12 protein-coding genes and 1 pseudogene are annotated in these 17,151 nt (G+C 43.8%); 6 read left to right on the top strand and 7 right to left on the bottom strand.

Annotated features, from left to right (window positions below; genetic code table 11):
• Positions 1 to 58: 58 nt before the first annotated feature.
• The 3 genes from betA to betI all read right to left on the bottom strand — a co-directional run bounded on the left by betA (position 59) and on the right by betI (position 3,935).
• Positions 59 to 1,753 (bottom strand): choline dehydrogenase, encoded by a 1,695-nt coding sequence (betA, locus tag JO943_RS15230; protein ID WP_202741234.1) that lies wholly within the window; start codon positions 1,751 to 1,753, stop codon positions 59 to 61.
• 90 nt (positions 1,754 to 1,843) lie between these two features.
• Positions 1,844 to 3,316: a betaine-aldehyde dehydrogenase gene (betB, locus tag JO943_RS15235; protein ID WP_202741235.1), complete on the bottom strand. Its 1,473-nt coding sequence runs from the start codon at positions 3,314 to 3,316 to the stop codon at positions 1,844 to 1,846.
• Positions 3,309 to 3,935, bottom strand: coding sequence for a transcriptional regulator BetI (betI, locus tag JO943_RS15240; protein WP_005228886.1), 627 nt, complete (start codon positions 3,933 to 3,935; stop codon positions 3,309 to 3,311). Before betI ends, betB begins: the two co-directional genes overlap by 8 nt.
• Positions 3,936 to 4,199: 264 nt before the next feature.
• Between betI and JO943_RS15245 the strand changes: the two genes are divergently transcribed.
• Positions 4,200 to 5,810 (top strand): BCCT family transporter, encoded by a 1,611-nt coding sequence (locus tag JO943_RS15245; protein WP_005228887.1) that lies wholly within the window; start codon positions 4,200 to 4,202, stop codon positions 5,808 to 5,810.
• A gap of 116 nt (positions 5,811 to 5,926) precedes the next feature.
• A complete protein-coding gene (locus JO943_RS15250) occupies positions 5,927 to 7,987 on the top strand; it encodes a choline transporter (protein ID WP_005228888.1) in 2,061 nt (686 codons plus the stop codon).
• Positions 7,988 to 8,041: 54 nt separating this feature from the next.
• Here JO943_RS15250 and JO943_RS15255 read toward each other — a convergent pair whose 3' ends face one another.
• The 3 genes and pseudogenes from JO943_RS15255 to mqo all read right to left on the bottom strand — a co-directional run bounded on the left by JO943_RS15255 (position 8,042) and on the right by mqo (position 11,518).
• Positions 8,042 to 8,497: a hypothetical protein gene (locus tag JO943_RS15255; protein ID WP_202741236.1), complete on the bottom strand. Its 456-nt coding sequence runs from the start codon at positions 8,495 to 8,497 to the stop codon at positions 8,042 to 8,044.
• A gap of 42 nt (positions 8,498 to 8,539) precedes the next feature.
• Positions 8,540 to 9,814: pseudogene (locus JO943_RS15260) on the bottom strand (MFS transporter); the annotation flags it as partial.
• A 63-nt stretch (positions 9,815 to 9,877) separates the two neighbouring features.
• A complete protein-coding gene (mqo, locus tag JO943_RS15265; protein ID WP_005228893.1) occupies positions 9,878 to 11,518 on the bottom strand; it encodes a malate dehydrogenase (quinone) in 1,641 nt (546 codons plus the stop codon).
• A gap of 773 nt (positions 11,519 to 12,291) precedes the next feature.
• On the opposite strand from mqo, the gene JO943_RS15270 reads away from it, so the two are divergent.
• The 4 genes from JO943_RS15270 (at position 12,292) to JO943_RS15285 (ending at position 15,579) form a co-directional block, all read left to right on the top strand.
• The gene (locus JO943_RS15270) at positions 12,292 to 12,675 is read left to right on the top strand and encodes a hypothetical protein (RefSeq protein ID WP_202741238.1); all 384 of its coding nucleotides are present in this window, start codon (positions 12,292 to 12,294) and stop codon (positions 12,673 to 12,675) included.
• A 172-nt stretch (positions 12,676 to 12,847) separates the two neighbouring features.
• A complete protein-coding gene (locus JO943_RS15275) occupies positions 12,848 to 13,468 on the top strand; it encodes a hypothetical protein (RefSeq protein WP_227555816.1) in 621 nt (206 codons plus the stop codon).
• A 381-nt stretch (positions 13,469 to 13,849) separates the two neighbouring features.
• The gene (locus JO943_RS15280) at positions 13,850 to 14,332 is read left to right on the top strand and encodes a hypothetical protein (RefSeq protein WP_227614489.1); all 483 of its coding nucleotides are present in this window, start codon (positions 13,850 to 13,852) and stop codon (positions 14,330 to 14,332) included.
• A 686-nt stretch (positions 14,333 to 15,018) separates the two neighbouring features.
• Positions 15,019 to 15,579: a TetR/AcrR family transcriptional regulator gene (locus tag JO943_RS15285; protein WP_202741240.1), complete on the top strand. Its 561-nt coding sequence runs from the start codon at positions 15,019 to 15,021 to the stop codon at positions 15,577 to 15,579.
• 113 nt (positions 15,580 to 15,692) lie between these two features.
• Here the strand turns inward: JO943_RS15285 and JO943_RS15290 are convergent, their stop codons facing one another.
• Positions 15,693 to 17,123, bottom strand: coding sequence for a hypothetical protein (locus tag JO943_RS15290; protein ID WP_227614491.1), 1,431 nt, complete (start codon positions 17,121 to 17,123; stop codon positions 15,693 to 15,695).
• Positions 17,124 to 17,151 lie beyond the last annotated feature (28 nt).

The raw sequence follows: 17,151 nt of genomic DNA on the forward strand, positions 1-17,151 counted from the left end.
CTGAATGAAGTGAAACCCGAAGCCGAAGCCCCGGGTATTCCCTAGAGGAATTTCCTTTTTATTGTATTGGACGTAATGGCGCTTGGCGTGCCGGGGTTGTACCCGCTTTGTAATAACCTGCCTCTGAACGCGGCAGTTTTTTGCCACGGATCTGATCGGCAATTTTTTCTGCGATCATGATGGTAGTGGCATTCAGGTTACCAGTAATGATCAATGGCATGATGGACGCATCGACCACACGTAAGCCTTGTACGCCGTGAACGCGACCTTGACCATCGACCACTGCCATCTCATCTTCACCCATTTTACAGCTACATGATGGATGGAATGCGGTTTCGGCATGGGTACGCACGAACTCATCCAGCTCGGCATCGGTCTGGATATGTTTACCCGGGCTGATTTCTTCACCGCGATATGGATCAAGCGCTGGTTGCGCCATGATTTCACGGGTGATACGGATTGCATCACGGAACTCGCGCCAGTCCTGTTCGGTTGACATATAGTTGAACAGGATACTTGGATGCTCAAACGGATCTTTTGATTTCAATTTGACCCGACCACGCGAAGGTGAACGCATTGAACCAACATGCGCCTGGAAGCCGTGTTCTTTCACCGCATTACTACCGTTGTAGTTAATCGCCACAGGCAAGAAGTGGTACTGGATATTCGGCCAGTCAAATTCTTCCGAACTACGGATAAAACCACCCGCTTCGAACTGGTTACTCGCGCCAACGCCGGTACCATTGAATAGCCACTCGGCACCAATCATAGGCTGGTTATACCATTGCAGGGCAGGGTAAAGTGAAACCGGTTGCTTACATTGGTATTGCAAATACATTTCCAGATGGTCTTGCAGGTTTTCACCGACACCCGGTAGATCATGTACCACATCAATATCCATCGATTTCAGGAAAGTGCTTTCGCCTACGCCTGAACGTTGCAAGATTTGTGGTGAAGCAATCGCACCAGCGCAAAGTAAGACCTCACGTTTGGCCTGTGCCTGTTTCATATTGGCTTGATCTGCACCAATAATATATTCCACGCCTACTGCCTGCTTTTGATTAAACAGGATGCGGTTGGTGGTGGCATGCGTGACGATGGTCAGGTTTGGACGACCCTTGGCCATATCCAGATAACCGCGTGCTGTACTTGAACGACGACCATTTGGGGTCACGGTACGGTCCATTGGACCGAAGCCTTCCTGTTGATAGCCATTTAAGTCATCGGTACGTGGGTAACCTGCCTGTACGCCTGCTTCAACCATGGCATGGAACAGTACGTTGTTGCCATTTTTAGGCGTTGCCACTGAAACGGGACCATCACCGCCGTGATAATCATTGGCACCAATGTCACGGGTTTCAGCTTTTCTGTAATAGGGTAAACAGTCTGCATAGGTCCAGTCTTCCAGACCTTTCATTGTTGCCCACTGATCCAGATCCATGGCATTACCACGGATGTAGCACATCCCGTTAATCAGGGAAGAACCACCTAAACCTTTACCACGACCACATTCCATACGACGATTGTTCATGTGTGGTTCAGGATCGGTTTCATAAGCCCAGTTATAGCGACGGCCTTGTAATGGGAAGGCCAAAGCGGCTGGCATTTGGGTGCGGAAATCTAAACGGTAGTCTGGGCCACCAGCTTCCAACAGTAAAACAGACACATCTTTGTCTTCAGTCAGACGTGTTGCGAGCACATTTCCGGCAGATCCTGCGCCAATGATAATGTAGTCATATGCTTGAGTATTCATCGTTATCCCTTTTGTATTCTGGAGAGTGCCAGTGCCATCAGCTGATGGCAGGGCACATAGGATTAATCTTGAGGGGGAAGGGTGAGCGCATTAGAAAATGCTTTGATACTCACCTAACTCAACTTGAATCGATTTGATACGGGTGTAATGACCCAATGTGGTTAAGCCATTTTCACGGCCCACGCCTGATTGCTTATAGCCACCGACCGGCATTTCCGCTGGGGATTCACCCCAGGTATTGATCCAGCAGATGCCGGCTTCAAGCTGGTGAATAATGCGATGTGCCTTGGTAATGTCCTGAGTCACCACACCTGCTGCCAGACCGAAATCTGTGGCATTGGCACGGCGAATCACTTCTTCCTCAGTGTCATAGCTAAGAATGCTCATCACCGGACCAAAGATTTCTTCTTGCACAATTGCCATGTCATCTCGGCAATCACTGAAAACGGTTGGTAATACGTATGCGCCTTTGGCTAGATCGCCTTCAGTAGCACGGCCACCACCGATCAGCACTTTCGCACCTTGCTGTTTGCCAGACTCGATGAAAGACAACACTTTTTCCATATGCGGGAAGCTGGTGAGTGGACCAAAATTGGTTTGCTCAGCCATTGGATCACCAATACGGATACGTTTTACACGCTCCACAATCGCTGCTTCAAAATCAGCCAGCATGGCTTTAGGTACAAATACACGCGTACCATTGGTACAGACCTGACCCGAACTAAAGAAGTTGGCCATCACTGCAATATCTGCAGCGCGGTCAAGGTTGGCATCATCACAAATGACCAGAGGCGATTTACCACCAAGCTCCATGGTCACTTCTTTTAAAGTTGAACCCGCAGCACTTGCCATGACTTTCTTGCCGGTTTCGACACCGCCCGTGAACGAGATTTTTTCAATCACCGGATGTTCAGTCAGCCATTGGCCGATGTCACGCCCCGCACCTTGCACCACGTTAAACACGCCGTCCGGCACGCCCGCTTCAGTATAGATTTCAGCAAGTTTGAATGCAGTCAGCGGTGTGGTTTCGCTTGGTTTGAAAATCATGGCATTTCCCGCAGCCAGGGCAGGGGCAGATTTCCACATTGCGATTTGAATTGGATAGTTCCAGGCACCGATCCCAGCCACGACACCAAGGGGTTCACGACGGGTATAGAAGAAGCTTGATTCACGCAGGGGAACCTGTTCGCCCTGAATGGCGGTTGCAAGGCCTGCATAGTATTCAAGTACATCAGCACCGGTCACGATATCTACAGTTGATGTTTCGCTGTAGGCTTTACCGGTATCGAGGGTCTCTAACTGAGCCAGTTCATCATTACGTTCACGTAAGATATCAACTGCACGACGCAGGATACGAGAACGCTCCATTGCGGTCATGGCAGCCCAGATTTTCTGGCCTTGCTGTGCGCTTTGAACAGCCGCTTCAATGTCTTGTTGTGAGGCTTGTTGAAGTGTTGCGATCACTTCACCGTTGGCAGGGTTAATACTGGTAAATGTTTTACCACTGGTCGCTGCGACATAACGTCCGTGGATATACAATTGATGAACTTGTGCATCACTCATTCTGTTTCTCCTGCAAAGGCTTGTTCGCAAATTGCAATTGCGTTTTTACATAATCGTAAGCAATGGAACGGGCCAGCTGGCTGTCAAACTCATCATGACTGCTTAAACTGCCACGTAACCATAATCCGTCAATCAAAGCCGCCAGTCCGCGGGCGGCAATGCTTGCCTGCTGTTTATCATCGACCAACATGAGGAAATAATGTTTCAGGTTGGAATACAGGCGTTGATCATTAATTCGTTGTAAACGTCCAAGTTCGGGAAGGTGCATACTGGCAGACCAGAAGTCTAACCAGACCCGCATGGCTTGTTTGTTGACCTGACTGATATCAAAGTTGGAATCAATAATCGCCTTGATCTGGCTTTCTGGATGTGGATCTGCTTCGGTTTTATATTGGTCAGTTTTCTGACGCAAAACGTTGAGCATTTCCTGCATACAGGTATTAATTAATCCCTGTTTGTCACCAAAATAGTGACTCACAATACCGGTTGATAGCTCGGCCTTTTTTGCAATCTGTGCAATGGTGGTATTGGATAACCCCACTTCAGAAATCACATAAAATGCGGCGTTAATGATTTCTTCACGTCGCACATGTTCCGGTTTTACTCTACGCTTTGTCATGCTTATCCATTTAAAGCCCTGCCAAGGTGCTTTTTATTCAACATTTCTCAATGTAGAGCATCATAACATTTTTTTATCATACTTTTTATTGATTGAACGTTCAATCAATAAAAAGTATAATCTGTAAAAATCAATGAATTTTTGCTAGGCAAGAATAGAACTAAAGTAATAAATGAAGGCTTCTTATAGATAAGCAGGTAAGGGTTCAATAGAACTTATCTTGTTATTTTTTAAGAAGGTACACCAATTGCAAGGAGCAAGAACATGGTGTCAAAAAGTAATGAAGGATCCGCATCCGAACCGATACGTTTAAATTTGTTTGTTTTTTGGAGCTCCGCAATCAGTATTGGCATTTTTGGCCTGTTGTTTGTGCTGTTTCCTGAGCAAAGCCAGTTCTGGCTGACCTATGTCCAAGGACAGGCCAACCAGCTGTTTGGCTGGTATTACATGCTGGTCATTATTCTGTGTCTCGGTTTTGTGGCCTGGCTGGCATTTTCGCGGGTCGGACAGATTCCATTAGGGCGCGATGACGACAAACCCGAGTTCGGTTATCTGGCTTGGGTTTCGATGCTGTTTTCAGCCGGAATCGGGATTGCCTTGCTGTATTACGGTGTGGCTGAACCGGTGGACCACTTTTTGCGCCCCCCAGAAGGGACCGGCGGTACAGTACAGGCAGCACGCGATGCCATGATGTATAGCTTCCTGCATTGGGGCATACATGGCTGGGTGCTATATGCCTTGCTCGGTGTAACGCTGGGTTATTTTGCCTTCCGTCTGGATTTGCCGCTGGCATTACGTTCTGCGCTGTATCCAATCTTTGGTGAGCGTATTTATGGACTGGTCGGTGATTTTGTCGATGGTTTTGGCATATTGGCGACTGTCATTTCCCTGGTCACCAACCTCGGCATTGGTGCCTTGGTGCTGGTATCAGGGCTGCATTATCTGCTGCCTGATATTCCCAATAACAATACAACATTGATTGCTGTGGTGTTATTGATGATGTTTGTGGCGACCATTACCACGGTGGTCGGTATTGAAAAAGGTCTGGCTTGGCTGTCTCGTATCAATCTGCGTTTGCTATATGCCTTATTGTTATTCGTCTTCCTCACCGGCCCAACCAATCATTTACTCAATGGTCTGGTGCAGAACACCGGGGATTACCTCGATCATTTCATTGCCAAGAGTTTTGATATGTATCTCTACAATGGCAAGGCAAGTGAGTGGCAGGGTGCATGGACGGTGTTTTACTGGGCATGGTGGATTGCCTGGGCGCCATTTGTCGGTATGTTTATCGCGCGTATTTCTAAGGGTCGTACCATTCGTGAAGTGGTACTGGGTGTGTGTCTGGTGCCGCTGGGCTTTACGCTGGCCTGGATCTCGATTTTTGGAAATACCGCGATTGACCTGATTTTAAACCAGAAGCAGCAGGCGCTCGGCGATATGGTACTGACCGATGCGGCTTTATCGCTATTCAAGCTTCTCGAATATTTACCATTCAACCCCTATATTGCTGGCATTGTTGTGGTGATTTGTTTCGTATTGTTTTTGACCCCGGTGGGTTCTGGTACACTCATGATCGCAAATCTGTCCTCGAAAGGGGGTAGCAATGAAAGTGATTCGCCAATTTGGTTAAGAGTTTTCTGGTCGGTGGTGATTACCATTGTCAGTATTGGTCTGCTTTTGGCAGGGAGTTTCCACTCCATGCAAAGCGCGGTGGTACTCTGTGGTTTGCCATTTTCCGTTATTATTTTGCTGTATATGTTTGGGTTGGCCAAAGCCCTGAAGCAGGATGCTTTTCGCCCTCAACCACCGCAAACAATAGCACCAGTAACTCCGCCATCACATTTTGCAACTGAAAAATCAGAAACATTGTAATTTGGGTAATGACTTTTATTTTTCATTTTTTATTCAGATCTGTCTTTTCATTGAAAATGCAATGGAAAGACGAGGTTGAATATTTTCTTTTTGTTCTCTAACTCCCTGAGGATTGTATGGCAACAGATAATCCAAGAGCGGTTGATGATTCTACATTAGCGAATAAAGATCATTTGAATCGTGTGGTCTTTTATGTTTCAGCTCTACTTATTTTAACATTTGCACTGGTTACGATTTTTTTTAACGACTTCTCCAACCACTTATTGAATGTGGTACTGGCCTGGGTCAGTGATAAATTTAGCTGGTACTACCTGTTAGCAGCGACACTTTATCTGGTATTTGTGGTGTTTATTGCCTGTTCGCGTTATGGCGATATCAAGCTTGGCCCGAAGCATTCCAAACCTGAGTTTAGTCTACTGAGCTGGTCGGCCATGCTGTTTGCGGCCGGGATCGGCACAGACTTGATGTTCTTCTCGGTTGCAGAGCCGCTCTCCCACTATATGAATCCGCCTGTGGGCGAAGGTCAGACCTTTGAGGCGGCCCGTCAAGGGATGGTGTGGACATTGTTCCATTACGGTTTAACCGGTTGGGGCATGTATGCACTGGTCGGGATGGCGTTAGGTTACTTTAGTTATCGCTATAACCTGCCACTGACCATCCGTTCAGCCTTGTACCCGATTTTCGGGAATAAAATTGATGGCCCGATTGGCCATACCGTGGATACTGCCGCCGTAATCGGCACCATTTTCGGTATTGCGACCACCTGTGGTATTGCGGTGGTACAGATCAATTATGGTCTGCATGTACTGTTTGGCCTGCCTGAGAATCTGTGGATTCAGATCGCCCTGATTGGCCTTGCGGTAATCGTCACCATTATTTCAGTGACAGCAGGGGTTAATAAAGGCATCAAGATTCTATCTGAAATCAATATCTATGCTGCCATTGGCCTGATGCTGTTTGTGTTGTTCCTTGGCAATACCGAATTCCTGCTCAATGCACTGGTACAAAACTTTGGCGATTACATTAGCCGATTCCCGAGTCTGGCGCTAGAAAGCTTTGCCTTTGACCGTCCAAAAGACTGGATGAATAGCTGGACCTTGTTCTTCTGGGCATGGTGGGTGGCGTGGTCGCCATTTGTGGGCCTGTTCCTGGCGCGAATTTCGCGTGGTCGTACCATCCGTGAATTTGTCTGTGGTACCTTGATCATTCCATTATTGTTCACCATTACCTGGTTATCCATTTTTGGCAATAGTGCCTTACATAGCGTGATTTTTGATGGTAATACCGCACTGGCACAAACGGTATTGACCGATCCTGCGCATGGTTTTTATGACTTGCTGGCGCAATATCCCGGCTTTGCTTTTATCGCGGGCATTGCCACCATTACAGGTTTGCTGTTCTATGTGACTTCGGCAGATTCTGGTGCTTTGGTACTGGGTAACTTCACTACTAAATTCTCCAATGTCGATAATGATGCGCCGCGCTGGTTACGGATTTTCTGGGCCACGGCGATTGGCTTGTTGACGGTTGCCATGCTGATGGCAAACGGCATTACCGCCTTGCAAAGTGCCACTGTCATCATGGGCTTGCCGTTTAGTTTTGTCATGTTGCTGGTGATGGCGGGGCTGTATAAGTCTTTGCGTCTGGAAGATTATCGTAAAGCCAGTCGCAGCCTGAATGCCGCACCTGTAGTGGGTAACGTGGATATCCTGAACTGGAAGCAACGTTTATCGCGTGTGATGCACCATCCCGGCAGTAGCGAGACCCAGCGCATGCTCGACAGCGTGTGTAAACCTGCGGTGCAGACTGTGGCAGATGAGCTGGTCAAGCGTGGAATGAGTGTTGAAGTCACGCAAGGTGAAGTGGAAGACAGCGATACCTTGTATCATCTTGATCTGACCATTTACATCGAAGAAGAGCATAACTTCGTGTATCAGATCTGGCCTGTGCGCTATATCGCGCCGACCTTCAGTGAGCGCGGCAAACGTGGTAAGCAACATTACTACCGTTTAGAGACCTTCCTGTATGAAGGGTCGCAGGACAATGATCTGGTCGGTTATACCAAAGAACAGGTGATTAATGACATTCTGGACAAGTATGAACGACACATGACTTTCCTGCATATCAACCGCATTAGTCCCGGTAACCGTCCTTTGTATCCGGACTCGCAAGACTAGTCTGATCCATAAAAAAACCTCACAGCATGTGAGGTTTTTTTTATTAGCACGTTTTTATAAAGCGCCGTGTTGTTGCCAGGTTTCACCGGTTTCATAGGGTGCATATGTTTGTTTTAATTCATGCAGCGACTGGCTTTGATACAGCGCAAAGATGATCATGATCAGGAATAAACCTGCCAGTTTGATCAGGCGTTTATTCTTATATTCATCGGAATATAAGTAAAAAATACAGTAGAAGGCGACAATCAGATAAGTACAGAATAATGAATTCAGCACCAGATAAATCAACAACACCGCAGTCAGTGCAGTGGCAATCCGGTTTTTTAGCACGGTTGCATGAAGGCTGAGTACATTTAAGATCAGTAAGCCCAAAGCGGTCCAGAACAGATAGGCACTGCCGCCAATAATCACGATATAGACCGATTGCAGGCACAACAGCACCAGCCATACAAAAATGGAAACAAGAATAAACCTGGATGCGCCAGAGGACGCGGGCAACGTGTGTTTCATATGACTTACATTGATTTTTTCTAAACAGCGATATAAAAGAATTTAAAAACGAAACTTAAATAACTCTTTGCTTCTGCTTCGGGTTATCGCCACGCAGAGCAAAGAAAGTGTACCGCCAATCAGCATTGCTGGGACTACGCTGAAAAAGCGTGTCATCACACTGGACTGCAAGGCGCCTAGCTCATTACTAGACGTGACAAAGATGCCATTAATGGCCGCAATACGTCCAAGCATGTCCTTGGGAGGGATAAGTTGCAGTATGGTTTGACGGATGACAATGTTGATACTGTCACAAGCCCCCATAATAATGAGAACTGCGACAGAAAAATAGAGGTGTCTGGTAACAGCGAATAACAATGTGCAACATCCAAATCCCGCTACCGCCAGCAGCATGATTTGCCAAGGTCTGTGTTTTGGGGGATAACGCACCAGAACGATCATCATGATCAGGCCACCAAACGCAGGCGCAGCGCGCAATAGACCAAAACCGTCGGCGCCGACATGTAACACATCCTGTGCAAAAATTGGCAGTAAGGCAATTATGCCGCCAAAAAAGACCGAGCCCAGATCGAGAAACATGGCCCAGAAAATAATTTTGGTTTTAAAAATAAATTGTAGTGCCTGTTGCAGGCTTCGGGAAATCGATTCAGTCTGGAGTTGTGGAAACTCTCGTGTTTGTAAGTTCCATAGCGCGATACTGCCAGCAGCAAATAATCCGACAATAACGCCAAAGCTAATATCCAGATCAAAATGCGCCAGCAAAAAACCACCGAGCACAGGGGCAAGGATGCCACTGGCCTGCCAGCACATACTGGTCCAGGTTGCAGCATTGGTATAAAGATGTTCAGGTACCACAAAAGGTCGTAACGAGTTAAAGCACGGGCTATAAATACCGCGAATGCAGCCGAATAAAAATAAAATGCTAAAGCTGGAAATCACTAACACTGTAGTGGTGATTTTTTCAGATTGAAACAGGTCGAAACACAGCCATAAGGCCATGGAAAGGGGAATGGCCATGCTAAAGCTGATCTGTAAAATACGCTGCCGGTTAAAACGGTCGGCAATATAACCGCCCCACAAAGAAAGCGCCAGAAAAGGCAAAAAATCCATGATTCCGACCAGCCCCAACAGCAGCGGATTCTTGGTGATCTGATACAGATGAAAGGCAATCAGCACTTCCTGAATCAGCACCGCAAAAGTTAGGCAGCATTGATTGATGGTCAATAACTTGAAGTCACGACAGGCAAATGCGGCAAAAGCAGATGGGCTTGTAGCAGAAGACATAGATTTAAAAAGATAGAGAGAAAATAAAAAAACAGCGAGAAAATAAAAAAAGGGAAGAGCCGAAACTCCTCCCTTTTAACATGTTCCTACACGGAATTACTGAGCAACAGCTTCAGCTTTTACCGCTTTTTTTGCAGGAACCATATTGGCTGGTGTCGTATAGTTCAAGCCAAGTGTTGAGCTTGAATAATGACGGATTTGATCAAGCAAGGCTGGATCATTGGCAAGATCTTGACCATAAGAACGGACAATCTCGTGCAACTTGTCATTCCACACACCTTTGGTTTGCTCAGGGAATGCTTTTTCAAGCAAGTTAAGCATAATGTAAGGTGAGGTCGATGCACCTGGAGAAGCACCAAGTAATGCAGTTACAGATTTATCTTTAGAGGCAAAGATTTCCGTACCGAATTGCAATTTGGCAGGTTTGCCCGGCTCTTTCTTGATGATCTGAACGCGTTGACCACCTTGTTGTAGATGCCAGTCTTTTGGATCAGCTTCAGGGTAGTATTTTTTCAACTCGTTGAAACGGTCAGCATCCGACATCAATACCTGGCTTACAAGGTACTGAACCAGATCAGCATTTTGTAGACCAATCGCTGCCATTGGCAACACATTGTTCTTGTTGGTCGATGCAAGCAAATCAAGCTGAGAACCATTTTTCAGGAACTTGTTTGAATAGGTTGCGAATGGGCCAAACAGTACATATTTTTTACCGTCGATATAACGGGTATCAATATGTGGCACAGACATTGGCGGCGCACCAAGATCAGCACGGCCATAGACTTTAGCCGTGTGTTTTGCTGTTACTGCTGGGTTGTCAGTGACAAGGAACTCACCACCTACAGGGAAGCCAGCATATTGTTGCGCTTCTGGTAAGCCAGTCATTTGCAAGAGTTTGATTGCAGCACCGCCCGCACCAATAAACACAAAACGCGTTTTCACATGATCAACTTTGCCAGATTTCACATCTTTAAAAGCCACAGACCAGGTGTTGTCATCGTTTTTGCTGATGCCCGTCACTTCAGTTGACGTGCTGAGTTTGAAGTTTGGACTCTTTTCAAGGTTGCCAATCAACTGCTTGGTGATTGCACCGTAGTTCACGTCAGAACCAACGTCCATACGGGTTGCAGCAACTTTCTGTTGAGGATCGCGACCGTCCATCACCAATGGTGCCCATTGTTGAATTTCAGCTTTGTCTTCACTCATTTTCATGCCAGCGAATAATGGGTTTTGAACCATGGCAGCATAACGCTTTTCCATAAAGTTCACGTTATCGCCCCAGACAAACGCGATATGCGGCACCGGGTTAATGAAGGTATTTGGTGTTTCAAGCACACCTTGCTTCACTTGGTAAGCCCAGAACTGCTTTGCAATTTCGAACTGGCTTGCCACGTTGATGGCTTTAGAAATGTCCATTTTACCGTCTTTTTCTTCGGTATAGTTCATTTCCATAAAGCCAGAGTGACCTGTACCCGCATTGTTGAAACCGTTTGAACTTTCTTGTGCTACTGCATCAAGACGCTCATACATGCGGATGTTCCAGTCGGGTTGTAATTCGTTGAGGTAAGTCCCCAAGGTGGCACTCATGATCCCGCCGCCGATGAGTACAACATCAACAGTCGGTTCGTCATTTGCTGTTTTAATTGCCTTAGACGCAACTGGTCTAAAAAGAAAGGCAATTGCAATAATAATTAGTACCACGAGCAGTACTAATAAATATTTCCAAAATTTTTTCATTCAATTTACCTTAAAAATTAAATGACGCTCTATATGACAGACCATATAGAGAGAAAGAATTTAAATGATGATACAGACGCAATTAAAGGCACATCAGTCAAGGGGTGACCTTGTCACTGACGTTAGAGGAGTTAGTTCATGAATTTTACTTTAAATTAGACAGTGTTTTGGTTAACCAATGTTTCAAAATGTAGTAATCAAGTGGCTTTTAATTATTTTATGTATTTAATTTGTATAAAATGCTGGAAAATCTCTGATTTATCGTTTAGAGAAATGTGTCACATTTTGATCAAATAACAATAACCTTGTTTACTTCGCCGATCTAAAAATTTTTAAACCTAAGCTGGGGTCATTCGTATTGCGTCATGCTCGACAGTAATGCATGGATAAGCAGTTTGTTATTTTAACTGAATCGACCTGACTTTTGTTGGTCGGATTGCGGTATCCAATGGAATGGTTGTCATCCATTTTGACCAAGCTGAACAAAATCCCAAAGTCGCTTGATGTTGCTGTCCGATACCAATAGTGAGACCAGCTCTTCAATCCTGCCTGTTGTATATATCGGCAGCTCAACTGCTGTGATCAATACAGATGACTATCTTCTAGAATTAGAATGCTTCTGAATTAAATCAGTACTACGAAAAACTTAAAATATTGTCTATTACCTTATTTATTTTAAAACTGTATTTTAAAGAATTTCAAAAGTATATATAAAATGAATAAAGTCTAAAAAAATATAATAGAAACTTTTATATGAGTAAAAGTCATTCGGTATGTACAAAAATCAAATCCTGTTTATCTTTGTCATGATGTTGTGCTGTGGCTGTGCATCCAGTTTAAATCCGGTCGGTGCCAAGCCGGTGGAAAGATTTGAGAAATTCTTTACCGAAACGCACCTGATCAAGAGCAAAACCACAAAGACCGATGTTATTGCGTTGTATGGCACCACGCGAGATAAAACCTTATATCCCGATAACACTGAAATATGGAGTTATTACGCAGAACGATCCAGCCCTGCAAGCGTGGCGATAGGTGAGCTAAACAGCTCGACAGGTTCTGACAAGTACAACCCGAAATCTTATCGTGAAAACCCTGCTTCAATCGCCATCTATTTTAATGCTCAGGGGGTTATGAGTGGTTATGCTATTTCGGATTAATACAGATGACCTATTTTATATATCCCAGATTTGACTAGGTTTGGGATTTTAAAACTCAGGTTGTAAATGTTTTAATATACTTGTGAAAATAATAGCTTAAAAAATAATTATGATATGCATTCGCTCTAGTGCTTAGTAAAAGTAAATTAAAGATCAAGTTGTTTAGAGGTGAATGATGAAAAATAATAGCAATATAGGTGTGGTGAAAGGCAATAATAATAATTTTAAGCAAACGATCCACCAAGGTGGATGTCCGGGGCATTCATCAGAAGATTCAACTTTAAACGGTATCGCGCTTCTGGGCGGAGTAGGTGTCTTGGTACTGTCCCTCATGATGTTTTACCTGCTTTATTTTGAACAGATTCTGTTTTTTCTCAAACTCTTTATTGTGCTGACCGTAGTGCTATTTGTTTTTAAAATTATTTATCCCTTTATAAATAAACAGCAGGATTTTCAGGAGATTACCGACTCCATTCTTGGACTGTTTTTTGCCGGATTATTGGCTGTCATGGTGAACATGACTGAGAAAGCCATGCCGCAGCAAATATTGATCATCGTCGAAGAACTTGGCTTAGAGTCAGACAGTGACTGGAAGATGGCTTGGCAACTATGGACGCAGTTTAAGCCATTGGGACATAAAATCATTCTTTGTAATATGGGTGCCAGCTTGAGTCTAATTCTCGGGCTTTGCTGCAATTTATTATATAGCTTTAACCTGTTTAAACCATTCACTCCGGTTTTGGTGGTGGCAACGAGCCTGCTGGCTTGTTGTCTGCTGGCTATTCCTTCATGAAAATATGCATCTGTGCGCTTTGGGTTTTTAGTACTTTTTAAAATCTAACTTATAAGTGTTTATAGTCAAAATTTAAAATAAAGCCGAAAAAATTACCTACTATATTCATTCAAAGCTGGGATTTCGCTGCGAGCTTACCACTTCTGCTGGCTAGAGGTAACATTAAAATGGTTGGGCTCGTTATCCTTGCTGATTTTTTAGAGGGTTAAATTTTTAGTCGATATACAGAAGGAGGGTGTTTTGAGAGGTAGAAGAAAGACAAGCACTGCGGCAAATCATGATCACCATGTTCAGTATCATTATTCAAATTATCACGAGGGGATGAAGGGTGCTAAAACTACTCCCTTGTCGAATACACTGCTGGTCTGTTTGAGCAGTTTTATGATGATGATCATAATTGCCATGAATTATCTTATTTATTTTGATCAATTTCTTTTTTTACTTTTAATGATGGCGATCATCGGTGCATTGCTACATTTTTTAAAACTGATCTACCAAATATTTGATATTTTAGATAATAGCTATCGTTATCAGGATTCTATTGATCCTGTACTCGGTCTGGTACTGGCTGCAATACTGGGATGGCTGGTAGGTGTGATTGCAGATGCCATGCCGATGGGTATTCTGGTATTGGCAGAGCAATTTGTTGCGGGTTCAAACCATCCTCAGACCTTAAAACTTTGGCAATACTATAACGGCACGGAACATCGAATCATTCTACAAAGCATGTGTGCCACACTATTCTTACTGATTGGGCTGGTTTCTAATTTACTCTATGGATTGATGAAGGTTAAGCGCTTGAGTCCACTGATCAGTGCCATTGCAATTTTGTCGGCCTACCTGCTGATCTGTTTATATGAATGATGAGTAGAGTGGTGATAATCAATAACGTTGCGATCTGTTGGCCCGTTCAATGAAAGTAATGATTGAGTAACCTAGCAGACCTTCAAGGATGTTAGAGGGAAAAGTCTGTATAGCTATTAATAAAATATACTTACATCATAAATTAAAAATATTAAATAATTAAAATAGTTAAGATATTGAAAATTAATAATAAACCTGTTTTTTACAATCAATCCGAACATTGACACTCATCAATACTCCGATTATTCTTTAAACGCTGGCCTACATGCCAGCCGGTTTTGACAGACCGTATCCTAAGTACATTGAAAAAACTTGTTTTTTTGATGTAGACTCGTTCGTCCCCCTTTTGTAGCGGTAGGGCGAAAGGGGGACGCCTCCGGGCGTGCTGATTCTTAGGTTCAGTCTGTCAACCCTCTTTCACCCTGCCACCATAATCTTTATGTCCTGGCAGCGTCCCGAATTTTGTAGGAGTTGGCCATGTATCGTATTCTTATTTATCCTAAATAGGGCTTGATTGCGTTTAAATGCTTTTAGGTATTTAGGCATTAGGTCGTCATGACTTAAAAATCCAAATCAAAAATAAAATCAGAGATGTGCTTGAGCCGTCTTTTCGGGCTTTTGTATGCCTTTTTTGTCGCTACAAGTTGGCGGGTACAGTGAGAACAAAAAAATTATAGGGACACTATATGTCGCATTTAGAAATTTCATTTCGCGCTTTAAAGGTGCTGGAGACTTCCCGAAAGTTGTTTAATGCTCATGGTTTTCATGGCGTCGGGGTTGATCTGATTATTGAGTCATCTCAAATCGCCAAAGCAACCTTTTATAAATATTTTCAATCGAAAGAACAGTTGATTGAAATGAGTCTGGGTTTTCAAACCGAAGCGCTTAAAGAAGACGTGTTTGCGCTGATTTATCGGCAAAAACAGCTTACGCTACATGAAAAACTGAAGCGGATATTCTTTTTACATGCGCATCTAGACGGACCTTATCATTTGCCGTTTAAAGCGATTTTTGAGATTGAAAAGCGTTATCCGGCGGCTTATCAGATTGTAGCGAATTATCGGAAATGGCTGATTAATGAAATTTTTAAATTGCTTTCCGCTGATGCGGCACATGCATCTAAAAAGGATGCGCATATGTTTTTATTTGTGGTCGATGGGGCGATGATTTTGCTTTTGGGCGGCAGGAATGGAGTGGATGATCCAGAGCGGTTGATTGAGGGATTTTTGGTAGGGTTGGGGAGGTGAATTTATCAATTCTGAATATGAGAGAGTTCTCAAGCCGGGGTATCTCTAAAAATATTATTTCATAAATGTTAGATAGGCAGTACGGTGACTGCCTTAAATCCAACAAATCCTGTTTATTTTAGTTGATGACTATAAATATGGGTGTCTTTTTTATTTTCATACACTGAACCTTCTACCCAAAAAACTTGGTCAGAGTTTGCTTCAACGCCCAATACTTTGAGATAACCCTGAATTGCTAATTTTTGCCAAGATGTTCCCCAGTCTTTTGAGTAAAAGACTGCAGTTGCAGAAACTGTTCCGCCAGAGCCTGCTGGTTTACGCCAGGTACTTGGCTGCAAAATACGCGCTGCAATGTGTTCACTCATTGTAGTAATCAAAAGTGCATCATGGGTTATCCAGATATCATAAACATATGAAGAACCGTTAAAAGGTGAAAAAGGGTGGGGTAAAGTTCCATGTATTTTCCAACTTAAATTTTCTGGGACTAACTCTGCAATTACATCCTGATCTTGATCCATTTGGTTCTGAATGGTAATAATTTTACCCTGAGTATTCTGTGCTAACTTCTTGATTGCTAAACCCTGAATACGTTTAACTTCCCCCATGATCCACTTGCCATTGACCCGATCAAGCTTGGCTCGGGTAGTCACTTGAAATGGGCCTGTGGTCAGAGCCTGACTGAAAATCTGTGTAACCCATAAGATTGCATGATCATCATGTGTCTGAGTAATAAAGGCTTTTATTTCTCCAAGATCATCGGCCTTCCAGTCAGGGTTTAAATTGGCTTTATCTGGAAGAGAAGTGATATCTAATAAAAGAGGGGCGGAAGCCATAATGGTTTCTATACTTTTACCTTGGTCTTTAGAAAAATAAAGTCCACTTGGCTGATTGGCTGCCAGTCCCTCTGTTGGTTGTTCAAAAGGAAAGTCTTTCCATGCCCAAAGAGCATTGTCTTTATATGCTGTAGGGCGGATTGTCCATGCCTGTTGTTGAACTGGGGCAAAAAAGCCCTCACTTTGAATTTTCCAATGACGACCTTGATCATCGCTACGGAATACGGCAGTTTGTTTTGAATAACCCTGTTGACCTTGATTAACATCTGTTAAGAGTAGGACGCTATTTAATATCGGTACCAAGCATCCAATACCTTGAAGGCGTGCAACTTCTTCAAAATATCCTTGATTATTGAGTTTTGAGACGTAAGTAATGGGTTCTTCCCGATTCATTCCCATAAAATTACTATACTCATCAGCTTCTTTGGCAGGGAGTAATGAATTTAGATTGAAAGACTTACTCGTTTCATCATCACTTAAATTTGGAGAATCATCTCGGGCAACTAACCATGTACCGCTAGGTGTTACTTTTATGCCAGTACAAAACTGTTGCATTTTTCTTTGAAAAGGAGTGTCTACGCTGGCAAATATTTGTTTTTGGGGTTTTTCACCAAACCACTCGTATTTTGCTGCGGTTATTATCGTAAGATAAAACCCTAGTATTATAAGAATTAAGAGGATAACAAACCATTTAAGGCGAAAGTAAGACATTGGATTCAAAAGCTCGTTATTTGTTATT

This window comes from Acinetobacter sp. 'aerobic (ED)', assembly GCF_904886855.1.
Lineage (GTDB): Bacteria > Pseudomonadota > Gammaproteobacteria > Pseudomonadales > Moraxellaceae > Acinetobacter > Acinetobacter courvalinii.